The following is a 17,865-nucleotide window of genomic DNA, read 5'->3' as shown; positions in this document are numbered from 1 at the left end:
AAACTCCTTTAAAAGCTTAGCTTACAAATTGCTGTAATATGCGGCTACCAAAATAGGCCAGCGTCAGAATACCCGCGCCTGCGACGTTAAACCACACGACCCGCCGACCCCGCCAGCCCTCATGGTAATGCCCCCACAGCAGAACGATATAGACAAACCATGCCACAATAGAGAGCACGGCTTTATCAATATTTTCAGTACTGAACAGGTTATGCATGTAAAACAGGCCGGTACACAGAGTAAGGGTCAGCAGTACGACGCCAATCTGCGTAATATGAAACATTTTGCGCTCAATGCTCATCAATGGCGGCATTTCATTACTAAACGCCAGCTTTTTGTTCTTCAACTGATAGTCGATCCACGCCAGCTGTAGCGCATACAGCGCGGCGATTATCAGCGTCGCGTAAGAGAAAAGCGACAGACCGATGTGCACCATCATGCCTGGGGTCGCTTCCAGATGCGTAATATATTCATTAGGCATAAACGTGGCGAAGGCCAGGTTAATCAGCGCAAAAGCATAGACAATGGGCAGAAGTAGCCAGCCGCGATTACGCGACGCGACAATGGTCATCACCGTGCAGATCATCAGGCTGACCAGCGAACCGACATTCAGCAGGCTCAGGTTTTGTCCACTGTCGCCGCCGGGCAGAATACGCGATTCCAGCGCGACAGCATGGCACACCAGCGCGATGACCGCAGAAAGAATAGCCATACGCCGCCAGCCGCTGTTTTTTTGCAACAGTCCGGGAACGATCAGCGCGAGGCTGAAGGAGTAGGCGACAAGGGCAAGTAAAGCAAAAACGGGCATAGTTGTGTCGACAGTTGACCAGTGAGAAAGAGAAGCAGTATAGCGTTACGTGACCGCAGCTCCAACCGTTGCATAACAACAAAGACGGCTTCATGGTATACTGTGGCGAAATTCTGTAACTGTGTCGCTGCGGCGACCAACCGTTTCCACCCCAGGCGAGAGACAATGTTTGATAATTTAACCGATCGTTTGTCGCGCACGCTGCGCAATATCAGTGGCCGTGGGCGCCTTACTGAAGACAACGTTAAAGAGACGCTGCGCGAAGTGCGCATGGCGCTGCTGGAGGCTGACGTTGCGCTGCCGGTAGTGCGTGAGTTCATCAATCGCGTAAAAGAGAAAGCGGTTGGTCATGAAGTTAACAAGAGCCTGACCCCAGGGCAGGAGTTCGTCAAGATTGTCCGTAGCGAACTGGTTGCGGCGATGGGCGAAGAGAACCAGACGCTGAATTTAGCTGCGCAGCCGCCAGCCGTAGTATTGATGGCGGGTCTGCAGGGGGCGGGTAAAACCACCAGCGTCGGTAAGCTGGGGAAATTCTTGCGCGAGAAGCACAAGAAGAAAGTGCTGGTCGTCTCTGCCGACGTCTATCGCCCGGCGGCGATCAAACAGCTCGAAACGCTGGCTGAGCAGGTTGGCGTGGATTTCTTCCCGTCTGATGTCGGCCAGAAACCGGTTGATATCGTCAACGCCGCGCTGAAAGAAGCGAAGCTCAAATTCTACGACGTGCTGCTGGTGGATACCGCCGGTCGTCTGCACGTTGACGAAGCGATGATGGACGAAATCAAACAGGTCCACGCTTCTATCAAGCCAGTAGAAACGCTGTTTGTCGTCGATGCGATGACCGGTCAGGATGCGGCGAATACCGCAAAAGCCTTTAACGAAGCGTTGCCGCTGACCGGCGTGGTGCTGACCAAAGTTGATGGTGATGCGCGTGGCGGTGCGGCGCTCTCTATTCGTCATATCACCGGCAAGCCGATTAAATTCCTCGGTGTCGGCGAGAAAACCGACGCGCTGGAGCCGTTCCATCCGGATCGTATCGCCTCGCGTATTCTCGGCATGGGCGACGTACTGTCTCTTATCGAAGATATCGAAAGCAAAGTTGACCGCGCACAGGCTGAGAAGCTGGCGACCAAACTGAAGAAAGGCGACGGTTTCGACCTGAACGACTTCCTGGAACAGCTCAAACAGATGAAAAACATGGGCGGTATGGCCAGTCTGATGGGCAAATTACCGGGCATGGGGCAGATTCCGGACAACGTTAAATCGCAGATGGATGACAAGGTGCTGGTGCGTATGGAAGCGATCATCAATTCGATGACGCTGAAAGAGCGCGCGAAGCCGGAAATCATCAAAGGTTCCCGCAAGCGTCGTATCGCGCAGGGCTGTGGGATGCAGGTGCAGGACGTTAACCGCCTTCTGAAACAGTTCGACGACATGCAGCGCATGATGAAGAAGATGAAGAAGGGCGGGATGGCGAAGATGATGCGGAGTATGAAGGGGATGATGCCGCCAGGCTTCCCGGGTCGCTAATTTCCCGGCCTGGCTCACTTGCTATTTCGGCACCGGGGTGTGCTCGCCATCCTCACGTACTGCGTGTACTCTGCGGTGGCTGCGCGCACGCCGGTACCGAACTCGCTGCGCCGCCGACGGCCTTCTACAGCAGAGTTATTAACTGTTGATTGCAATTCTCCCAGAAATCAGTAAAATTTTCGGGCTTTTAATATGACGCCGGGCTCCGTTCCTCGATGGGGCCCGGTTGTTTTATTCACACAAGAGGATGTTATGGTAACTATTCGTTTAGCTCGTCACGGCGCTAAAAAGCGTCCGTTCTACCAGGTTGTTGTCACCGACAGCCGTAATGCACGCAACGGTCGCTTCATTGAGCGCGTTGGTTTCTTCAACCCAATCGCTAGCGAAAAAGAAGAAGGCACCCGCCTGGATCTGGATCGCATCGCTCACTGGGTTGGCCAGGGCGCAACCATTTCCGATCGCGTTGCGGCGCTGATCAAAGAAGTAAAAAAAGCAGCTTAATCTGTCACGGTGGTCATGATGAGCAAGCAACTCGCCGCACAAGTACCCGCTGAACCGGTTGTACTGGGGAAAATGGGTTCTTCATACGGTATCCGTGGTTGGCTCAGAGTGTTTTCCTCCACTGAAGACGCCGAAAGCATTTTTGACTATCAGCCCTGGTTTATCCAGAAGGCGGGTCAGTGGCAGCAGGTACAGCTGGAAAGCTGGAAGCACCACAATCAGGATCTGATCATCAAGCTGAAAGGCGTTGACGATCGAGATGCCGCGAATCTTCTGACGAATTGCGAAATTGTCGTGGATTCCTCGCAACTTCCTGCGCTTGAGGAGGGAGACTACTACTGGAAAGACCTGATGGGCTGCCAGGTAGTCACCGCTGAAGGCTACGATCTCGGTAAAGTTATCGACATGATGGAAACCGGGTCGAATGACGTTCTCGTCATTAAGGCGAACCTGAAAGATGCATTTGGTATCAAGGAACGACTAGTACCGTTCCTCGATGGGCAGGTTATCAAGAAAGTCGATCTCGCTACTCGTACTATCGAAGTAGACTGGGATCCTGGTTTTTAAACCACCGAATAAACGGTAATAAATGGCGTTATGGGGATTGGCTTGTGTTTATTGGCATCGTTAGCCTGTTTCCTGAAATGTTCCGCGCAATTACCGATTACGGGGTAACTGGCCGGGCAGTAAAAAAAGGCCTGCTGAACATCCAAAGCTGGAGTCCTCGCGACTTCACGCATGACCGGCACCGTACCGTGGACGATCGTCCTTACGGCGGCGGACCGGGGATGTTAATGATGGTGCAACCCTTGCGGGACGCCATTCACGCAGCAAAAGCCGCGGCAGGTGAAGGCGCTAAAGTGATTTATCTGTCGCCTCAGGGACGCAAGCTTGATCAAGCGGGCGTTAGCGAGCTGGCCACGAATCAGAAACTTATTCTGGTGTGTGGTCGCTACGAAGGCGTAGATGAGCGCGTAATTCAGACCGAAATTGACGAAGAATGGTCAATTGGCGATTACGTTCTCAGCGGTGGCGAACTACCGGCAATGACGCTGATTGACTCCGTCGCCCGGTTTATACCGGGGGTTCTGGGGCATGAGGCATCAGCAATCGAAGATTCGTTTGCTGATGGGTTGCTGGATTGTCCGCACTATACGCGCCCTGAAGTGTTAGAGGGGATGGAAGTACCGCCAGTATTGCTGTCGGGAAACCATGCTGAGATACGTCGCTGGCGTTTGAAACAGTCGCTGGGCCGAACCTGGCTTAGAAGACCTGAACTTCTGGAAAACCTGGCTCTGACTGAAGAGCAAGCAAGGTTGCTGGCGGAGTTCAAAACAGAACACGCACAACAGCAGCATAAACATGATGGGATGGCATAGGCCCCCGAATATCAGTTTACCCAGGATAAGAGATTAAATTATGAGCAACATTATTAAGCAACTTGAACAAGAGCAGATGAAGCAGAACGTACCGTCCTTCCGTCCGGGCGATACCGTGGAAGTGAAAGTATGGGTTGTTGAAGGTACCAAGAAACGTCTGCAGGCATTCGAGGGCGTGGTTATCGCTATTCGTAACCGCGGTCTGCACTCTGCATTCACTGTTCGTAAAATTTCCAACGGCGAAGGCGTTGAGCGTGTCTTCCAGACTCACTCTCCGGTAGTTGACAGCATTGCTGTTAAACGTCGTGGTGCTGTTCGTAAAGCTAAACTGTACTACCTGCGTGAGCGTACTGGTAAAGCGGCTCGTATCAAAGAGCGTCTTAACTAAGAACGCGCTTTCGCAACATCCGAAAGCTTGTAGAAAAGAAGGGGCTGGCATTACGCTGGCCCCTTTTTTATGGGTTTGCTCCACGCCATAGACGGTTGCATGATTAGGTTGGGTCTGTGGTCTCAACGTTGAGTCAGAAACGGCCAGGCCCGTTCCTTAGTTTAGCGAGCGTTCCGCACGCCGGTGTTTAGCCTGATACATATTTCGATCGGCCAGTTCTTGTAGTTTTTCGGCAGTGGCATGTTCCCATGTCAGCGCAAAGCCAATACTCAGGGTCATCGTTATCCGCTGGCCGTTATGCAGTTCAAAAGGTCGATTAAACGCCTGGGATAGCGCTGCGCAAATACGTTGTACTTCATATTCCGAATGTACATCGTAAAGCACCATCGCAAATTCATCGCCGCCGAGTCGGTAAGTTTGATAACGGCTACCACCGAATTCCGCTAATCTTTTGTGGCAACCTCTATAAGTACGCGGTCGCCTGCCGCATGTCCCCAGGTATCATTAATATATTTAAAGTTATCGCCATCCAGAAATAACAATGCCGAACTGCTACGAGCGGAATTGTCCTTCATCAGCGCGTTAATACAGCTGCGAAATGCCGCGCGATTGGCAAGCCCCGTCAGCGGATCGTGCAACGCGGTACGTAGTAACTGGGCATTTTTAGCCTGAAGCCGTAGCTGCCATTCTTCCATCTCATCCAGAAGGCTATTGAAATCCTGCGCAAACAGGTGAAATTCCGCAATACGCTCATCAGGTACCCGGCGTGAAAAATTTCGGTTAGTGCGAACGTCGTGTACAACTTCAGTAATATTTTGCAGCGCATCCACAACGCCATTGTGCAAATAACGCGTGAGCAGCAGGGCAATGCCGGATGCTAGCAGAATACATCCTGTCAGCACTGCCAGCGATAGCCAGATAAAATGACCAATAAGGCTGTCGCGGGCGACAAGCCGTACTTCGCCGATGGCCCTGCCGTTGTGCCAGACGGGTTGCGATACCGGCAATGGAAAAAGCCAGTGGCTAATTAAGCCGATGAGCTTATCGTCTGCGGCTCGCGCATCATAGCGCCATGAGGCGATAGTACGGCCATTTTTATCGCGGACCTCCGCCGCTGAAAATTGTCCCTGGCGTCCCAGTGTGGCGAGCGTTTCCGCTGCGGCCGCGTTATCGGAAAATACCAGTGCCGCTTCAAGGCTATGGGCCATTGTGGCGGCGGTCAAATCGAGATTCTTTTGCGCATACTGTTTGAGCGTAAGGACAGACGCAACGCAAATTAATAGCCAGATCAATGTCATTGTAAGCAGCACGCTGATTATACTAATCCGCCGTAGTGTGCGTTTAAATGTTGGTCTGGACAGAGAAAATTCCTTATTCATGCTTTTGATTCCGTGCAAGCATTAATACTTCTGGATTTACTCTCACGCCGCTATGCGAGAGGGAGTCCAGGTTGACGGAAAATTTGACTTCATCATTGTTAATGATCAGACAAAATGCGCTGCCAATAATACATTCGGTATTTTGCTCGGCAATTAATAACAAGGCATTAACTGGATAATGACGCGTTAACTCCACCTGATAAGCTGGCGATTCATTGCCAAAGTAAAAACCATCACAGCGGGCGCTCAGGGCTTCTTGTGTGGTACGGATGACAAGCGGTTGATAAGGGAAAGCCCAGTCAGCCTCTTCGCTAAGTACCCTGACAAAACGCGCAGATGAAAATATGCATAGCCTTGGCGGCCCGGATAACGCCGGCCAGTGTGTATAACTGACGATACCGGAGACGATGGCGCGTACGGATTTCTCTTCTTCCGTGACGCGTTGAGCATACAGAGGCAAGCTTGCTAATAATAGCGATAACAGAAGGATAAATCGGTGAGAAAAACGCATTAACAAGTCCCCACCATCTTCAGTCGTAAAACATTAAAATACATCCGTGATTGTTTGTAGCAAAATAACATTATTTTGCCATATCGTCATTATGTCTTATTGATAATATGAATAATTTAAGTGGCATCCCTGATATTAAATTCTTGTGATAATGGTATTAATCACCCTATATCAGAAAGTAAAATTATGCGTGCGGAGAAAAAATAATCAAAAAATGGCGAGCATCGCTCATTTTACCGTTTTTCTGAGGCTGGGAATAAAATAATTCACTTGTTGTGTAAAGTTTTTGATACGAAATGGAGGGGTTTAATCGACGATTGCGCATGGTGTAAAGTTTATTTTACGTAATATGGATTGAAATCTTTACTTTTTGTGGTATGGTTTAAACATCCTCGTGGAGGATCAACTATCGCAAACAAGAAAAGACAGGATCGCCATCATGCAAAAAGACGCGCTGAATAACGTACGTATCACCGATGAACAGGTATTAATGACGCCGGAGCAGCTTAAAGCGGCCTTTCCTTTGAGTCTGGCGCAGGAAGCGCAGATAGCGCAGTCCCGGGGAATCATTTCTGACATTATTGCCGGGCGCGATCCGCGTCTGTTGGTGGTATGCGGTCCTTGTTCTATTCACGATCCTGAAACCGCTCTGGAATATGCCCGTCGATTTAAAGCCCTTGCCGCAGAGGTCAGCGATAGCCTCTATCTGGTAATGCGCGTCTATTTTGAAAAGCCGCGGACTACCGTCGGCTGGAAAGGGCTGATTAACGATCCTCACATGGATGGCTCATTTGATGTGGAAGCCGGGTTGAAAATAGCGCGTCAGCTACTGGTGGAACTGGTGAATATGGGGTTGCCATTGGCGACCGAAGCGTTGGATCCGAACAGCCCGCAATACCTGGGCGATCTGTTTAGCTGGTCGGCGATAGGGGCGCGCACAACCGAATCGCAAACCCACCGCGAAATGGCGTCTGGTCTTTCTATGCCGGTCGGCTTTAAAAACGGCACGGATGGCAGCCTGGCGACAGCGATTAACGCCATGCGCGCCGCTGCGCAACCTCATCGTTTTGTTGGCATTAACCAGGCCGGTCAGGTTGCGTTATTGCAAACCCAGGGAAATCCGCATGGCCATGTAATTCTGCGTGGCGGCAAAGCGCCAAACTATAGCCCGGCAGATGTCGCTCAGTGTGAAAAAGAGATGGAACAGGCGGGACTACGTCCTTCGCTGATGGTAGATTGCAGTCATGGTAACTCCAATAAAGATTATCGCCGCCAGCCAGCCGTTGCCGAATCTGTGGTTGCGCAGATTAAAGATGGCAATCGTTCAATCATTGGCTTAATGATTGAAAGTAATATTCATGAGGGTGATCAGTCTTCCGAGCAGCCGCGCAGCGAAATGAAGTATGGCGTTTCCGTCACCGATGCTTGTATTAGCTGGGAGATGACCGATGCCCTGTTACGTGAAATTCATAAAGATTTGAGCGGCCAGCTGGCGGTGCGCGTCGCATAAGAGGTTGTTATGGTTGCTGAATTGACCGCGTTACGCGATCAAATAGATGATGTCGATAAAGCGTTGTTGAATTTACTGGCTAAGCGCCTGGAACTGGTTGCCAAAGTCGGCGAGGTGAAAAGCCGTTTTGGCCTGCCTATTTACGTGCCGGAGCGTGAGGCCTCTATGCTGGCTTCACGACGGGCGGAAGCAGAAGCGATCGGTGTCCCGCCCGATCTCATTGAAGATGTCCTGCGCCGGGTAATGCGTGAATCTTACTCCAGCGAAAATGATAAGGGGTTCAAAACGCTTTGTCCTTCTCTGCGTCCGGTCGTCATTGTGGGCGGCGGCGGACAGATGGGGCGTCTGTTTGAAAAAATGCTCACGCTGTCGGGCTATCAGGTCCGTATTCTGGAACAGCAGGACTGGCCGCGCGCCAGGGACATTGTCGCCGATGCCGGAATGGTGATCGTCAGCGTGCCGATTCATGTTACTGAACAGGTCATAGCGCAACTGCCGCCCCTGCCGTCCGACTGTATTCTGGTCGATCTGGCATCGGTGAAAAGCGATCCGTTACAGGCAATGTTGGCGGCCCATGATGGCCCCGTGTTGGGCTTGCATCCGATGTTTGGCCCGGACAGCGGGAGCCTGGCGAAGCAGGTGGTGGTCTGGTGTGACGGGCGTCAACCGGAAGCGTATCAGTGGTTCCTTGAGCAAATCCAGGTGTGGGGCGCGCGGTTGCACCGAATTAGCGCTGTCGAGCACGATCAGAACATGGCTTTTATCCAGGCGTTGCGCCATTTTGCTACCTTCGCTTATGGGCTGCATCTGGCGGAAGAGAACGTCCAGCTTGAGCAGCTTCTGGCGCTATCATCGCCGATTTATCGACTGGAGCTGGCGATGGTCGGGCGTCTATTCGCCCAGGACCCGCAGCTGTATGCGGACATTATTATGTCGTCGGAGCGCAATCTGGCGCTTATCAAGCGTTACTATAAACGTTTTGGCGATGCGATCGGGTTACTGGAACAGGGTGATAAGCAGGCTTTTATCGACAGTTTTCGCAAAGTTGAACACTGGTTTGGCGATTATGCCAGACGCTTCCAGAATGAAAGCCGTGTGTTATTGCGTCAGGCGAATGACAGCCGACCATAATGATGACATCTATACTAAAAGCCAGCTTTGCTGGCTTTTTTCGTTTAAGGAACCGTTATGACTACGCCGCACGTTTTATTTGATTATGCCGGACATTTACCAGAATGCCCCACATGGAGCGAGGATGAAAGCGCGCTGTATTGGACCGATATCCTGGAACAGGAGATCCATCGTTACCATCCGGCGAGCGGGACGCATAGCGTGCTGGCGTTTCCGGAAGAGGTGGGCTGTTTTGCCTTGCGTGAGCAGGGCGGATTTATTGTGGCCATGCGTCATGCTATCTGGCTGGCCGATAAAAATGGATTATTGCAGCGTAAGGTTTGCGACAATCCCTCTAATACGAAACTGGCGCGTTTCAACGATGGCGGCACTGATGGCGATGGCCGTTTTTATGCCGGAACGTTCTGGGCGCCGGGTGACTATAATGGCGCGTTGCTGATGCGGATCGATCATGACCTGACGGCAAAAGTGATCCAGTGCGATATCCAGGGACACAACGGCCTGGCGTTCAGCCCGGATAACCAGTGGATGTATACTTCCGATACGCCGAATGGCGTGATATACCGCACGTTACTTGATAAGCATGGCGATCCGGGCAAGCGTGAACTTTTTCGCCATTTTGGCGAAGGAGAAGGACTTCCCGACGGCGCGGCGATGGATAGCGAAGGGTGCTACTGGAGCGCGATGTTTGACGGCTGGCGCGTGGCGCGTTTCTCACCGCAAGGAGAGCAGCTGGAAGAGTACCGGTTGCCGGTACGTTGTCCGACGATGGTTTGCTTTGGCGGCGCAGATATGAAAACGCTGTTTATTACAACTACCAGAGAAAATATGTCTGCTCAGGAAGTGGCGGATTATCCGCTCTCCGGCGCCATCTTCACCCTGCAGGTAGCCGTCGCAGGGATGAAGAAAAGCCGTTTTATTGAACGTCAGGCAGGTTCTACCGGCACGACGTTTTCGCTGGGATAGCAGCCAAGCACTTTCATTGAGCGCGTGATCTCGCCCAGCTCTTTTAGCGCGCTTTGCATTACCTGCGACTCCAGGTTCGCCTGAATATCGAGATAAAACATCTCTTCCCACGGATTGCCGTGAATGGGGCGCGACTCCAGTTTCGTCATGATGAGATTGTGGTTACGCAGCACCAGCAGCGCTTCGACCAGCGCGCCAGCTTGCTGCCCGGTGGCGATTAACAGAGTGGTTTTTGCCGGAACCTGATCGGAAACGTTGATGGCTTTGCGCGCCAGTACCAGAAAGCGGGTGATATTCTGCGTCTGGTTTGCGGCGATGCGTTCCAGCACCTGTAAACCGTGCAACATGCCGCCTGCCTCGCTGCCGAGCGCCGCGACGCGCGGAGAGTTTGCCTGCGCGACTTTTTCCATCGCTGCCGACGTACTCTCGGTATAGTCGATTTTCCAGTGCGGATAGCGGCTCAAAAATTTACTGCACTGCTGAAACGGCTGCGGATGGCTGTACACCGTTTCGATGGTATTCAGATCTGTAGCGCCGGAAACCAGCACGCAGTGATCGATAGTGACAGTCATCTCACCGACAATCGACAGACTGGTGTGTTGCAATAAGTCGTACACATCGTTGATAGCGCCGGAGCTGGTGTTCTCTATCGGAACCACGGCGTAATCGGCCTGGCCGGTTTCGACCTGATGAAAAATATCGGTGAATTTTGCGCAACCGCTCTCAATAAATTGCTCAAAATGGCGTGCAGCATACTGGCGCGCCGCGAGATGAGAATAGGAGCCTTTCGGCCCAAGAAACGCAATACGTGCCGAATGAGGGTGAGTATTATTCAGATGTTGTTGCAGCAGCGCCTGCTGAGTAAGCACGGAGTCTTCAATGATAAGCTGGAACAGACGGGTAATGTAGTGTGCGTCGAGATGGTGGGCTTTACCGAGATGGATGAGTCTGTCCAGCAGCGCGCGTTCACGATCGATATCCCGAACCGGACGATGCGACAGTAGTTTTGCTTGTCCCACTTCAATCGCCAGCGCGCGTCGTTTTGCCAGTAAGGTCAGTAACTCTTCGTCTAAAGCGCTGATTTTATCTCGCAGCGCCAGTAATGGGTTTTCCGATGTCATAGTGTTGCCTTTTTTGTTATCAATAAAAAAGGCCTCCCGGTGGGGGAGGCCTTCTTGTTCGTCTTCGCATTCTTTATCACATGACGAAACGCCTCCCGGTCAGGGGAAGATAAAAAAGAATGCGAAGAAAAACCGGGTTAGCTTCATAACTGTTTCCTTTGTGTACGTAAGTACAGTACTCGTACTGTTTTAATCCTGTCAACAAAAAACGCGCCCGAAGGCGCGTTGGCGATACACTCAATGTAAGGGACTACTCTTCTTCTGCTTCGACGAAGCTGGCATCTTTCACCGATGCGGTGGCACGACGGGCTTCGCCTTTGTGCTGCACTTTATTGAGCTGCCGTTCCAGCTTGTTGATCAATTCATTAATAGCGGTGTACATATCTTCGTGTTTTGCGCTGGCGACCAGATGTCCGTTCGGTGTATTAATGGTGGCGTCAGCAATAAAGCCCTGTGGCTCTTTAGACAGAATGATATGAGGATTAATCAGGTGAGTTTGCCATTTTTCCAGTTTGGCGAGACGGTCTGCGACATGTTGGCGGATTGCCGGAGTAATTTCCATTTGTTTACTGGTAATGTTCATTGTCATAAATTTTACCTCTTGTCTTTCCCGTCTTGGTGATTCCAGCATACCGTTCTTAATGTCAAAATGTGTGATGTAAATCACATTATTTTGTCACTTTTTGTCAAGGCGAACTTTTTGTGAGGCATCGCAGGAAGAAGCGATCTTTTACTTGAGGAATGGCTGAAAGCAGGCCATATTTGACTGGATGCGTTGCAGTGAAATCATTTCTGTTGCATCAGATATCGAATAAAAAAACGGCAGCCGGAAGGCTGCCGTTTTGCTTGTCTGTATTGCTTCAGGTGTTTTTGCTGTTAGCGGCAATAATTTTCGCGACTTTGTCAGCCTGCGCATTCAGCTGCATCTGACGATAGGCGTTTTCCATCAGTGGCAACGCATCGCGCGTGGCCTGCGTATCAGGATAATTGCGTAGCATACCTTCTACCCGGTTTACGACCGCAACCCATGCGCCGCGCGCGGTATAGTACTCTGCGACGGAATATTCATATTTCGCCAGACGGTCTTTCAGGAATACCAGACGCTTAGTGGCGTCGGTGGTGTACTGGCTATTAGGATAGCTGCGTACCAGTTTCGAAAAGTCATTGAACGCCGCCCGCGCATGTTGCGGATCGCGATCGCTGCGATCGACGCCAAAGAAACCCTGCAGCGCGCTATCATCCAGCGCCATGTTCGTCAGGCCGCGCATGTACATGACATAGTCAATATTAGGGTGCGTTGGATTAAGACGCATAAAACGATCGATAGCGGCCTGCGCTAGCGGCAAATCGGCGTTTTTGTAATAGGCGTAGATAAGATCCAACTGCACCTGCTGAGAATACGGTCCGAATGGATAACGATTATCTAACGCTTCCAATTGCGTTATTGCCTGTTTCCAGTTACCGTCCTGCAGCTTTTGCTGAGCAGTCGCGTAGATTTCATTCGGCGGATTATCGGGCACCTCTTCCTTTGAACCCGAGCAACCCGCCAGAAACAGGCTCAACGTGGCTGCTGCCACCAGATATTTCATGCGCGTCATGACGTTTTGACTTTCCTCAAAATGTTTTACGGGAGATTCTCTGTTCCTGCTCCCGGTTAAGACCAGCTACAATAGCACACTATATTAAACGGCAAAGCCGTAAAACCCAACGTTAAACGAAGAAGCTGTATATGGCACAACGAGTACAACTCACCGCAACGGTCTCCGAAAACCAACTCGGTCAACGCTTAGATCAGGCTTTGGCCGAAATGTTCCCGGATTATTCACGTTCGCGTATAAAAGAATGGATTTTGAATCAACGCGTGTTGGTCAATGGTCAACTTTGCGATAAGCCAAAAGAAAAAGTGTTAGGCGGCGAGCGGGTGGCTATTGATGCGGAGATCGACGAAGAGATTCGTTTTGAAGCGCAGGATATCCCGTTAGATATTGTTTATGAAGATGACGATATTCTGGTTATCAACAAACCACGCGATCTGGTGGTACATCCTGGCGCGGGTAACCCGGACGGTACGGTACTGAACGCGTTGCTACATTATTATCCGCCGATTGCGGATGTTCCGCGCGCGGGCATTGTGCATCGTCTGGATAAGGACACGACGGGGCTGATGGTGGTGGCCAAAACCGTTCCGGCGCAAACGCGCCTGGTGGAGTCTTTGCAGCTGCGCGAGATCACCCGCGAATATGAAGCGGTCGCGATCGGACATATGACGGCGGGAGGAACGGTGAATGAACCCATCAGTCGTCACCCGACCAAACGTACCCATATGTCGGTGCATCCCATGGGCAAACCGGCGGTGACCCACTACCGCATTATGGAACATTTCCGTGTGCATACGCGTCTTAGGTTGCGTCTGGAGACTGGGCGTACGCACCAGATCCGCGTGCATATGGCGCATATTACGCATCCGTTAGTGGGCGATCAGGTATATGGCGGGCGTCCACGTCCACCGAAAGGCGCATCGGAAGAATTTATTTCCACGCTGCGTAAGTTTGACCGCCAGGCGCTGCATGCAACGATGCTGCGTCTCTACCATCCTGTATCGGGTATCGAAATGGAGTGGCACGCGCCGATTCCACAAGATATGGTGGACCTTATCGATGCGATGCGCGCCGATTTCGAAGATCATAAAGATGATGTGGACTGGTTATGAATGCACTGATTGTCCCGCAGTGGCCGCTGCCGAAAGGCGTCGCAGCCTGTAGTTCTACCCGTATTGGCGGGGTGAGTTTACCGCCTTACGACTCGCTGAATCTGGGCGCGCATTGCGGCGATAACCCGGAGCATGTTGAAGAGAACCGCAAGCGTCTGTTTGCGGCGGGCAATCTGCCTTCGAAACCTGTCTGGCTTGAACAGGTTCACGGTAAAAATGTGTTGAGGCTTACCGGAGAACCTTATGCCTCCAAACGTGCGGATGCGTCTTACAGCAATACGCCAGGAACCGTCTGCGCGGTAATGACGGCAGACTGCCTGCCTGTGCTATTCTGTAACCGTGAGGGAACAGAAGTGGCGGCGGCTCATGCGGGCTGGCGCGGATTATGTGAAGGCGTACTGGAGGAAACTGTCACCTGCTTTGCTGACAAACCAGAAAATATCATCGCCTGGTTAGGTCCGGCGATCGGCCCGACCGCGTTTGAAGTGGGGCCGGAAGTGCGTGACGCATTTTTAGCAAAAGATGCGCAAGCCGATAGCGCATTTTTGCCGCACGGGGAAAAATTTCTGGCGGATATTTATCAGCTTGCACGCCAACGTCTGGCGAATACCGGCGTTGAACATGTCTATGGCGGGGATCGCTGCACCTTTAGCGAAAGTGAGACTTTCTTCTCTTATCGTCGCGACAAGACGACAGGTCGTATGGCAAGTTTTATTTGGCTGATATAACCTAAAGAATCAAGACGATCCGGTACGGGTAACTTTCTTTTCACATAATTCAGGTCATTCACCTTGAATAATTGAGGGATGACCTCATTTAATCTCCAGTAGCAATTTTGACCTGTTATGGGAGGAGTTATGCGTCTGGATCGTCTTACTAACAAATTCCAGCTTGCTCTTGCCGATGCCCAGTCGCTCGCGCTGGGGCACGACAACCAATTCATCGAACCTCTTCATTTAATGAGCGCCTTGCTGAACCAGGAAGGGGGATCGATACGTCCTTTATTAACCTCCGCCGGCATTAATGCTGGCCAGTTGCGCACCGCTATCGATCAGGCGCTGAGCCGTTTACCGCAGGTGGAAGGCACCGGCGGCGACGTACAGCCTTCTTCGGAACTGGTACGCGTACTGAACCTTTGCGACAAGCTGGCGCAAAAACGGGGAGACAATTTTATTTCGTCAGAGCTGTTTGTTCTGGCGGCGCTTGAGTCTCGCGGCACGTTAACCGATCTGCTGAAATCAGCCGGTGCGACCACGGCCAATATCACTCAGGCAATTGAACAGATGCGCGGAGGTGAAAGCGTGAACGATCAAGGGGCTGAAGACCAACGTCAGGCCTTGAAAAAATATACCGTCGATCTGACCGAGCGGGCTGAACAAGGTAAGCTTGACCCGGTAATTGGTCGTGATGAAGAAATTCGCCGTACCATTCAGGTACTGCAACGTCGTACTAAAAATAACCCGGTGTTAATCGGTGAGCCAGGGGTCGGTAAAACGGCAATTGTTGAAGGACTGGCGCAGCGCATTATTAACGGTGAAGTCCCTGAAGGCTTAAAAGGTCGCCGCGTACTGGCGCTGGATATGGGCGCGCTGGTGGCCGGGGCGAAATATCGCGGCGAATTTGAAGAGCGTCTGAAAGGCGTGCTGAACGATCTGGCGAAACAGGAAGGCAACGTCATCCTGTTTATTGACGAGCTGCACACGATGGTTGGCGCAGGTAAGGCCGATGGCGCCATGGACGCCGGGAATATGCTGAAACCGGCGCTGGCGCGTGGTGAACTGCACTGTGTGGGCGCCACCACGCTGGATGAATACCGTCAGTACATTGAAAAAGACGCGGCGCTGGAACGTCGTTTTCAAAAAGTGTTTGTCGCAGAACCTTCAGTGGAAGACACCATTGCTATTCTGCGTGGCCTGAAAGAACGTTACGAGCTGCACCACCATGTGCAGATCACTGACCCGGCGATTGTGGCGGCGGCAACATTATCTCACCGCTATATCGCCGACCGTCAGTTGCCGGATAAAGCTATCGACCTGATCGATGAAGCGGCATCCAGCATTCGTATGCAGATTGACTCTAAGCCGGAGGAGCTGGACAGGCTCGACCGCCGTATTATTCAGCTCAAACTGGAACAGCAGGCGTTGATGAAAGAGTCTGACGAGGCGAGTAAAAAACGTCTCGATATGCTCAACGAAGAACTGGACGACAAAGAGCGCCAGTATTCTGAGCTGGAAGAAGAGTGGAAAGCGGAAAAAGCGTCGCTCTCTGGTACGCAAACTATTAAAGCGGAGCTGGAGCAGGCGAAGATTGCCATCGAGCAGGCGCGCCGCGTTGGCGACCTGGCGCGAATGTCTGAATTGCAGTACGGCAAAATTCCGGAGCTGGAAAAACAGTTGGAAGCCGCGACCCAGTCGGAAGGTAAAACCATGCGTCTGTTACGTAACAAAGTAACGGATGCGGAAATTGCCGAAGTGCTGGCGCGCTGGACCGGTATTCCGGTTGCCAGAATGCTGGAAGGCGAACGTGAAAAACTGTTGCGTATGGAACAAGAGTTACACAGCCGTGTGATCGGGCAGAATGAAGCCGTTGAAGCAGTATCGAACGCCATACGTCGTAGCCGCGCGGGGCTGTCCGATCCGAACCGTCCGATTGGTTCCTTCCTGTTCCTTGGGCCGACGGGGGTCGGTAAAACCGAACTGTGTAAAGCGCTGGCTAACTTTATGTTCGACAGCGACGACGCGATGGTGCGTATCGATATGTCCGAGTTTATGGAGAAACACTCCGTGTCTCGTTTGGTCGGGGCGCCTCCGGGATATGTCGGCTATGAAGAAGGCGGTTATTTGACGGAAGCGGTACGCCGTCGTCCTTATTCCGTCATCTTGTTGGATGAAGTAGAAAAAGCGCATCCGGATGTATTCAACATTCTGTTGCAGGTGCTGGACGACGGTCGGCTGACTGACGGGCAGGGGAGAACGGTCGACTTCCGTAATACGGTGGTCATTATGACTTCTAACCTCGGTTCCGATCTCATTCAGGAGCGCTTTGGCGAACTGGATTACGGTCGAATGAAAGAGATGGTGCTGGGTGTGGTTAGCCAAAACTTCCGTCCGGAATTTATCAACCGTATTGATGAAGTTGTGGTATTCCATCCGTTAGGTGAGCAACACATCGCTTCTATTGCTCAGATCCAGCTGCAGCGTCTGTACAAACGTCTGGAAGAACGTGGTTATGAAATCCATATCTCCGACGAGGCGCTGAAACTGTTGAGCGCCAACGGTTACGATCCGGTCTACGGGGCGCGTCCGTTAAAACGTGCTATTCAACAGCAGATCGAAAACCCACTGGCGCAGCAAATCCTGTCTGGTGAACTGGTTCCTGGCAAAGTGATTCGCCTTGAAGCCAATGATGATCGTATTGTGGCAGTGCAGTAAGTCACAAATTTGAATAAACGGGCCCTGACGGGCTCGTTTTTGTTTAAAAACCAGGCGAAAATAGGCTTTTGGTTCAAATGTTGTTTGAAAAGTGAACGGTTGAGCTTTTTTTTGCATTTAGGTCTTGTCAGGCTCTAATAACTCCCTATAATGCGCCACCACTGACACGGAACAACGGCATACAGGCCGCCGGGTCAGAAAGGCTTCGTTAAGAAGCCTGTGAGGAAAGCGAAAATAAAGGCTTGACTCAAAAAGAGGAAAGCGTAATATACGCCACCTCGCGACGGTGAGCTGTAAGCCGCGTCGCACCTGCTCTTTAACAATTTATCAGACAATCTGTGTGGGCACTCGAAGATACGGATTCTTAACGTCCTCGGACGAAAAATGAATACCAAGTCTCAAGAGTGAACACGTAATTCATTACGAAGTTTAATTCATTGAGCATCAAACTTTTAAATTGAAGAGTTTGATCATGGCTCAGATTGAACGCTGGCGGCAGGCCT

General features: G+C 51.6%; 17 protein-coding genes, 1 pseudogene and 1 other annotated feature. Of the genes and pseudogenes, 11 read left to right on the top strand and 7 right to left on the bottom strand.

All coding sequences use genetic code 11. From position 1 onward, the window contains the following. Nucleotides 1-16: 16 nt before the first annotated feature. Nucleotides 17-808 (bottom strand): inner membrane protein YpjD, encoded by a 792-nt coding sequence (locus tag J4728_RS22715; protein WP_001537507.1) that lies wholly within the window; start codon nt 806-808, stop codon nt 17-19. Nucleotides 809-973: 165 nt separating this feature from the next. On the opposite strand from J4728_RS22715, the gene ffh reads away from it, so the two are divergent. From ffh to rplS, 5 genes are all read left to right on the top strand, one after another. Further along, on the top strand, nt 974-2,335 hold the full coding sequence (gene ffh, locus J4728_RS22710; protein ID WP_000460052.1) for a signal recognition particle protein: 1,362 nt from the start codon (nt 974-976) through the stop codon (nt 2,333-2,335). A gap of 252 nt (nt 2,336-2,587) precedes the next feature. Continuing rightward, entirely contained in the window at nt 2,588-2,836 is a 249-nt protein-coding gene (gene rpsP, locus J4728_RS22705; protein ID WP_000256453.1) for a 30S ribosomal protein S16, read from the top strand. Between the two features lie 18 nt (nt 2,837-2,854). After that, entirely contained in the window at nt 2,855-3,403 is a 549-nt protein-coding gene (gene rimM, locus J4728_RS22700; RefSeq protein WP_000043266.1) for a ribosome maturation factor RimM, read from the top strand. 44 nt (nt 3,404-3,447) lie between these two features. Beyond that, complete coding sequence (trmD, locus tag J4728_RS22695) at nt 3,448-4,215, top strand: tRNA (guanosine(37)-N1)-methyltransferase TrmD (protein WP_000469807.1); 768 nt, start codon at nt 3,448-3,450, stop codon at nt 4,213-4,215. 40 nt (nt 4,216-4,255) lie between these two features. Next, the gene (gene rplS, locus J4728_RS22690; protein WP_000065257.1) at nt 4,256-4,603 is read left to right on the top strand and encodes a 50S ribosomal protein L19; all 348 of its coding nucleotides are present in this window, start codon (nt 4,256-4,258) and stop codon (nt 4,601-4,603) included. 156 nt (nt 4,604-4,759) lie between these two features. On the opposite strand, the pseudogene dgcN reads toward rplS, so the two are convergent. Then, nucleotides 4,760-5,982 (bottom strand): annotated as a pseudogene (dgcN, locus tag J4728_RS22685) (diguanylate cyclase DgcN). Further along, nucleotides 5,975-6,493: a YfiR family protein gene (locus J4728_RS22680; RefSeq protein ID WP_001212379.1), complete on the bottom strand. Its 519-nt coding sequence runs from the start codon at nt 6,491-6,493 to the stop codon at nt 5,975-5,977. The pseudogene dgcN and the gene J4728_RS22680 overlap by 8 nt, the downstream one beginning before the upstream one ends. Before the next feature lie 439 nt (nt 6,494-6,932). Between J4728_RS22680 and aroF the strand changes: the two genes are divergently transcribed. The 3 genes from aroF to J4728_RS22665 are packed head-to-tail and all read left to right on the top strand — an operon-like array spanning nt 6,933 to nt 10,100. Continuing rightward, complete coding sequence (gene aroF / locus J4728_RS22675) at nt 6,933-8,003, top strand: 3-deoxy-7-phosphoheptulonate synthase AroF (RefSeq protein WP_208212460.1); 1,071 nt, start codon at nt 6,933-6,935, stop codon at nt 8,001-8,003. A 9-nt stretch (nt 8,004-8,012) separates the two neighbouring features. Continuing rightward, the gene (gene tyrA, locus J4728_RS22670) at nt 8,013-9,134 is read left to right on the top strand and encodes a bifunctional chorismate mutase/prephenate dehydrogenase (RefSeq protein WP_000225188.1); all 1,122 of its coding nucleotides are present in this window, start codon (nt 8,013-8,015) and stop codon (nt 9,132-9,134) included. Nucleotides 9,135-9,191: 57 nt separating this feature from the next. Further along, a complete protein-coding gene (locus J4728_RS22665; protein ID WP_000210984.1) occupies nt 9,192-10,100 on the top strand; it encodes an SMP-30/gluconolactonase/LRE family protein in 909 nt (302 codons plus the stop codon). Here the strand turns inward: J4728_RS22665 and pheA are convergent. The 4 genes from pheA to bamD form a co-directional block, all read right to left on the bottom strand. Further along, the gene (pheA, locus tag J4728_RS22660; RefSeq protein ID WP_020437765.1) at nt 10,061-11,221 is read right to left on the bottom strand and encodes a bifunctional chorismate mutase/prephenate dehydratase; all 1,161 of its coding nucleotides are present in this window, start codon (nt 11,219-11,221) and stop codon (nt 10,061-10,063) included. The genes J4728_RS22665 and pheA overlap by 40 nt on opposite strands. 22 nt (nt 11,222-11,243) lie before the next feature. Next, nucleotides 11,244-11,369, bottom strand: a sequence feature (Phe leader region). Continuing rightward, entirely contained in the window at nt 11,321-11,368 is a 48-nt protein-coding gene (gene pheL / locus J4728_RS22655) for a pheA operon leader peptide PheL (RefSeq protein WP_010989056.1), read from the bottom strand. Its footprint overlaps the feature before it by 48 nt. 102 nt (nt 11,370-11,471) lie before the next feature. Continuing rightward, a complete protein-coding gene (gene raiA / locus J4728_RS22650) occupies nt 11,472-11,810 on the bottom strand; it encodes a ribosome-associated translation inhibitor RaiA (RefSeq protein ID WP_000178449.1) in 339 nt (112 codons plus the stop codon). A gap of 271 nt (nt 11,811-12,081) precedes the next feature. Then, entirely contained in the window at nt 12,082-12,819 is a 738-nt protein-coding gene (gene bamD / locus J4728_RS22645; RefSeq protein WP_000197660.1) for an outer membrane protein assembly factor BamD, read from the bottom strand. A gap of 131 nt (nt 12,820-12,950) precedes the next feature. Here bamD and rluD point away from each other — a divergent pair, with 131 nt between their 5' ends. From rluD to clpB, 3 genes are all read left to right on the top strand, one after another. Then, complete coding sequence (gene rluD / locus J4728_RS22640; protein WP_000079130.1) at nt 12,951-13,931, top strand: 23S rRNA pseudouridine(1911/1915/1917) synthase RluD; 981 nt, start codon at nt 12,951-12,953, stop codon at nt 13,929-13,931. Then, nucleotides 13,928-14,659 (top strand): purine nucleoside phosphorylase YfiH, encoded by a 732-nt coding sequence (gene yfiH / locus J4728_RS22635; protein WP_000992639.1) that lies wholly within the window; start codon nt 13,928-13,930, stop codon nt 14,657-14,659. The genes rluD and yfiH overlap by 4 nt, the downstream gene beginning before the upstream one ends. A gap of 129 nt (nt 14,660-14,788) precedes the next feature. Continuing rightward, nucleotides 14,789-17,362: an ATP-dependent chaperone ClpB gene (gene clpB / locus J4728_RS22630; RefSeq protein WP_001235092.1), complete on the top strand. Its 2,574-nt coding sequence runs from the start codon at nt 14,789-14,791 to the stop codon at nt 17,360-17,362. Nucleotides 17,363-17,865: the final 503 nt, after the last annotated feature.

Origin of the sequence: Salmonella sp. 32070601201500089SM, assembly GCF_017573605.1 — a bacterium.
Classification (GTDB): domain Bacteria; phylum Pseudomonadota; class Gammaproteobacteria; order Enterobacterales; family Enterobacteriaceae; genus Salmonella; species Salmonella enterica.
This window is presented reverse-complemented; position numbering and strand designations above follow the sequence as displayed.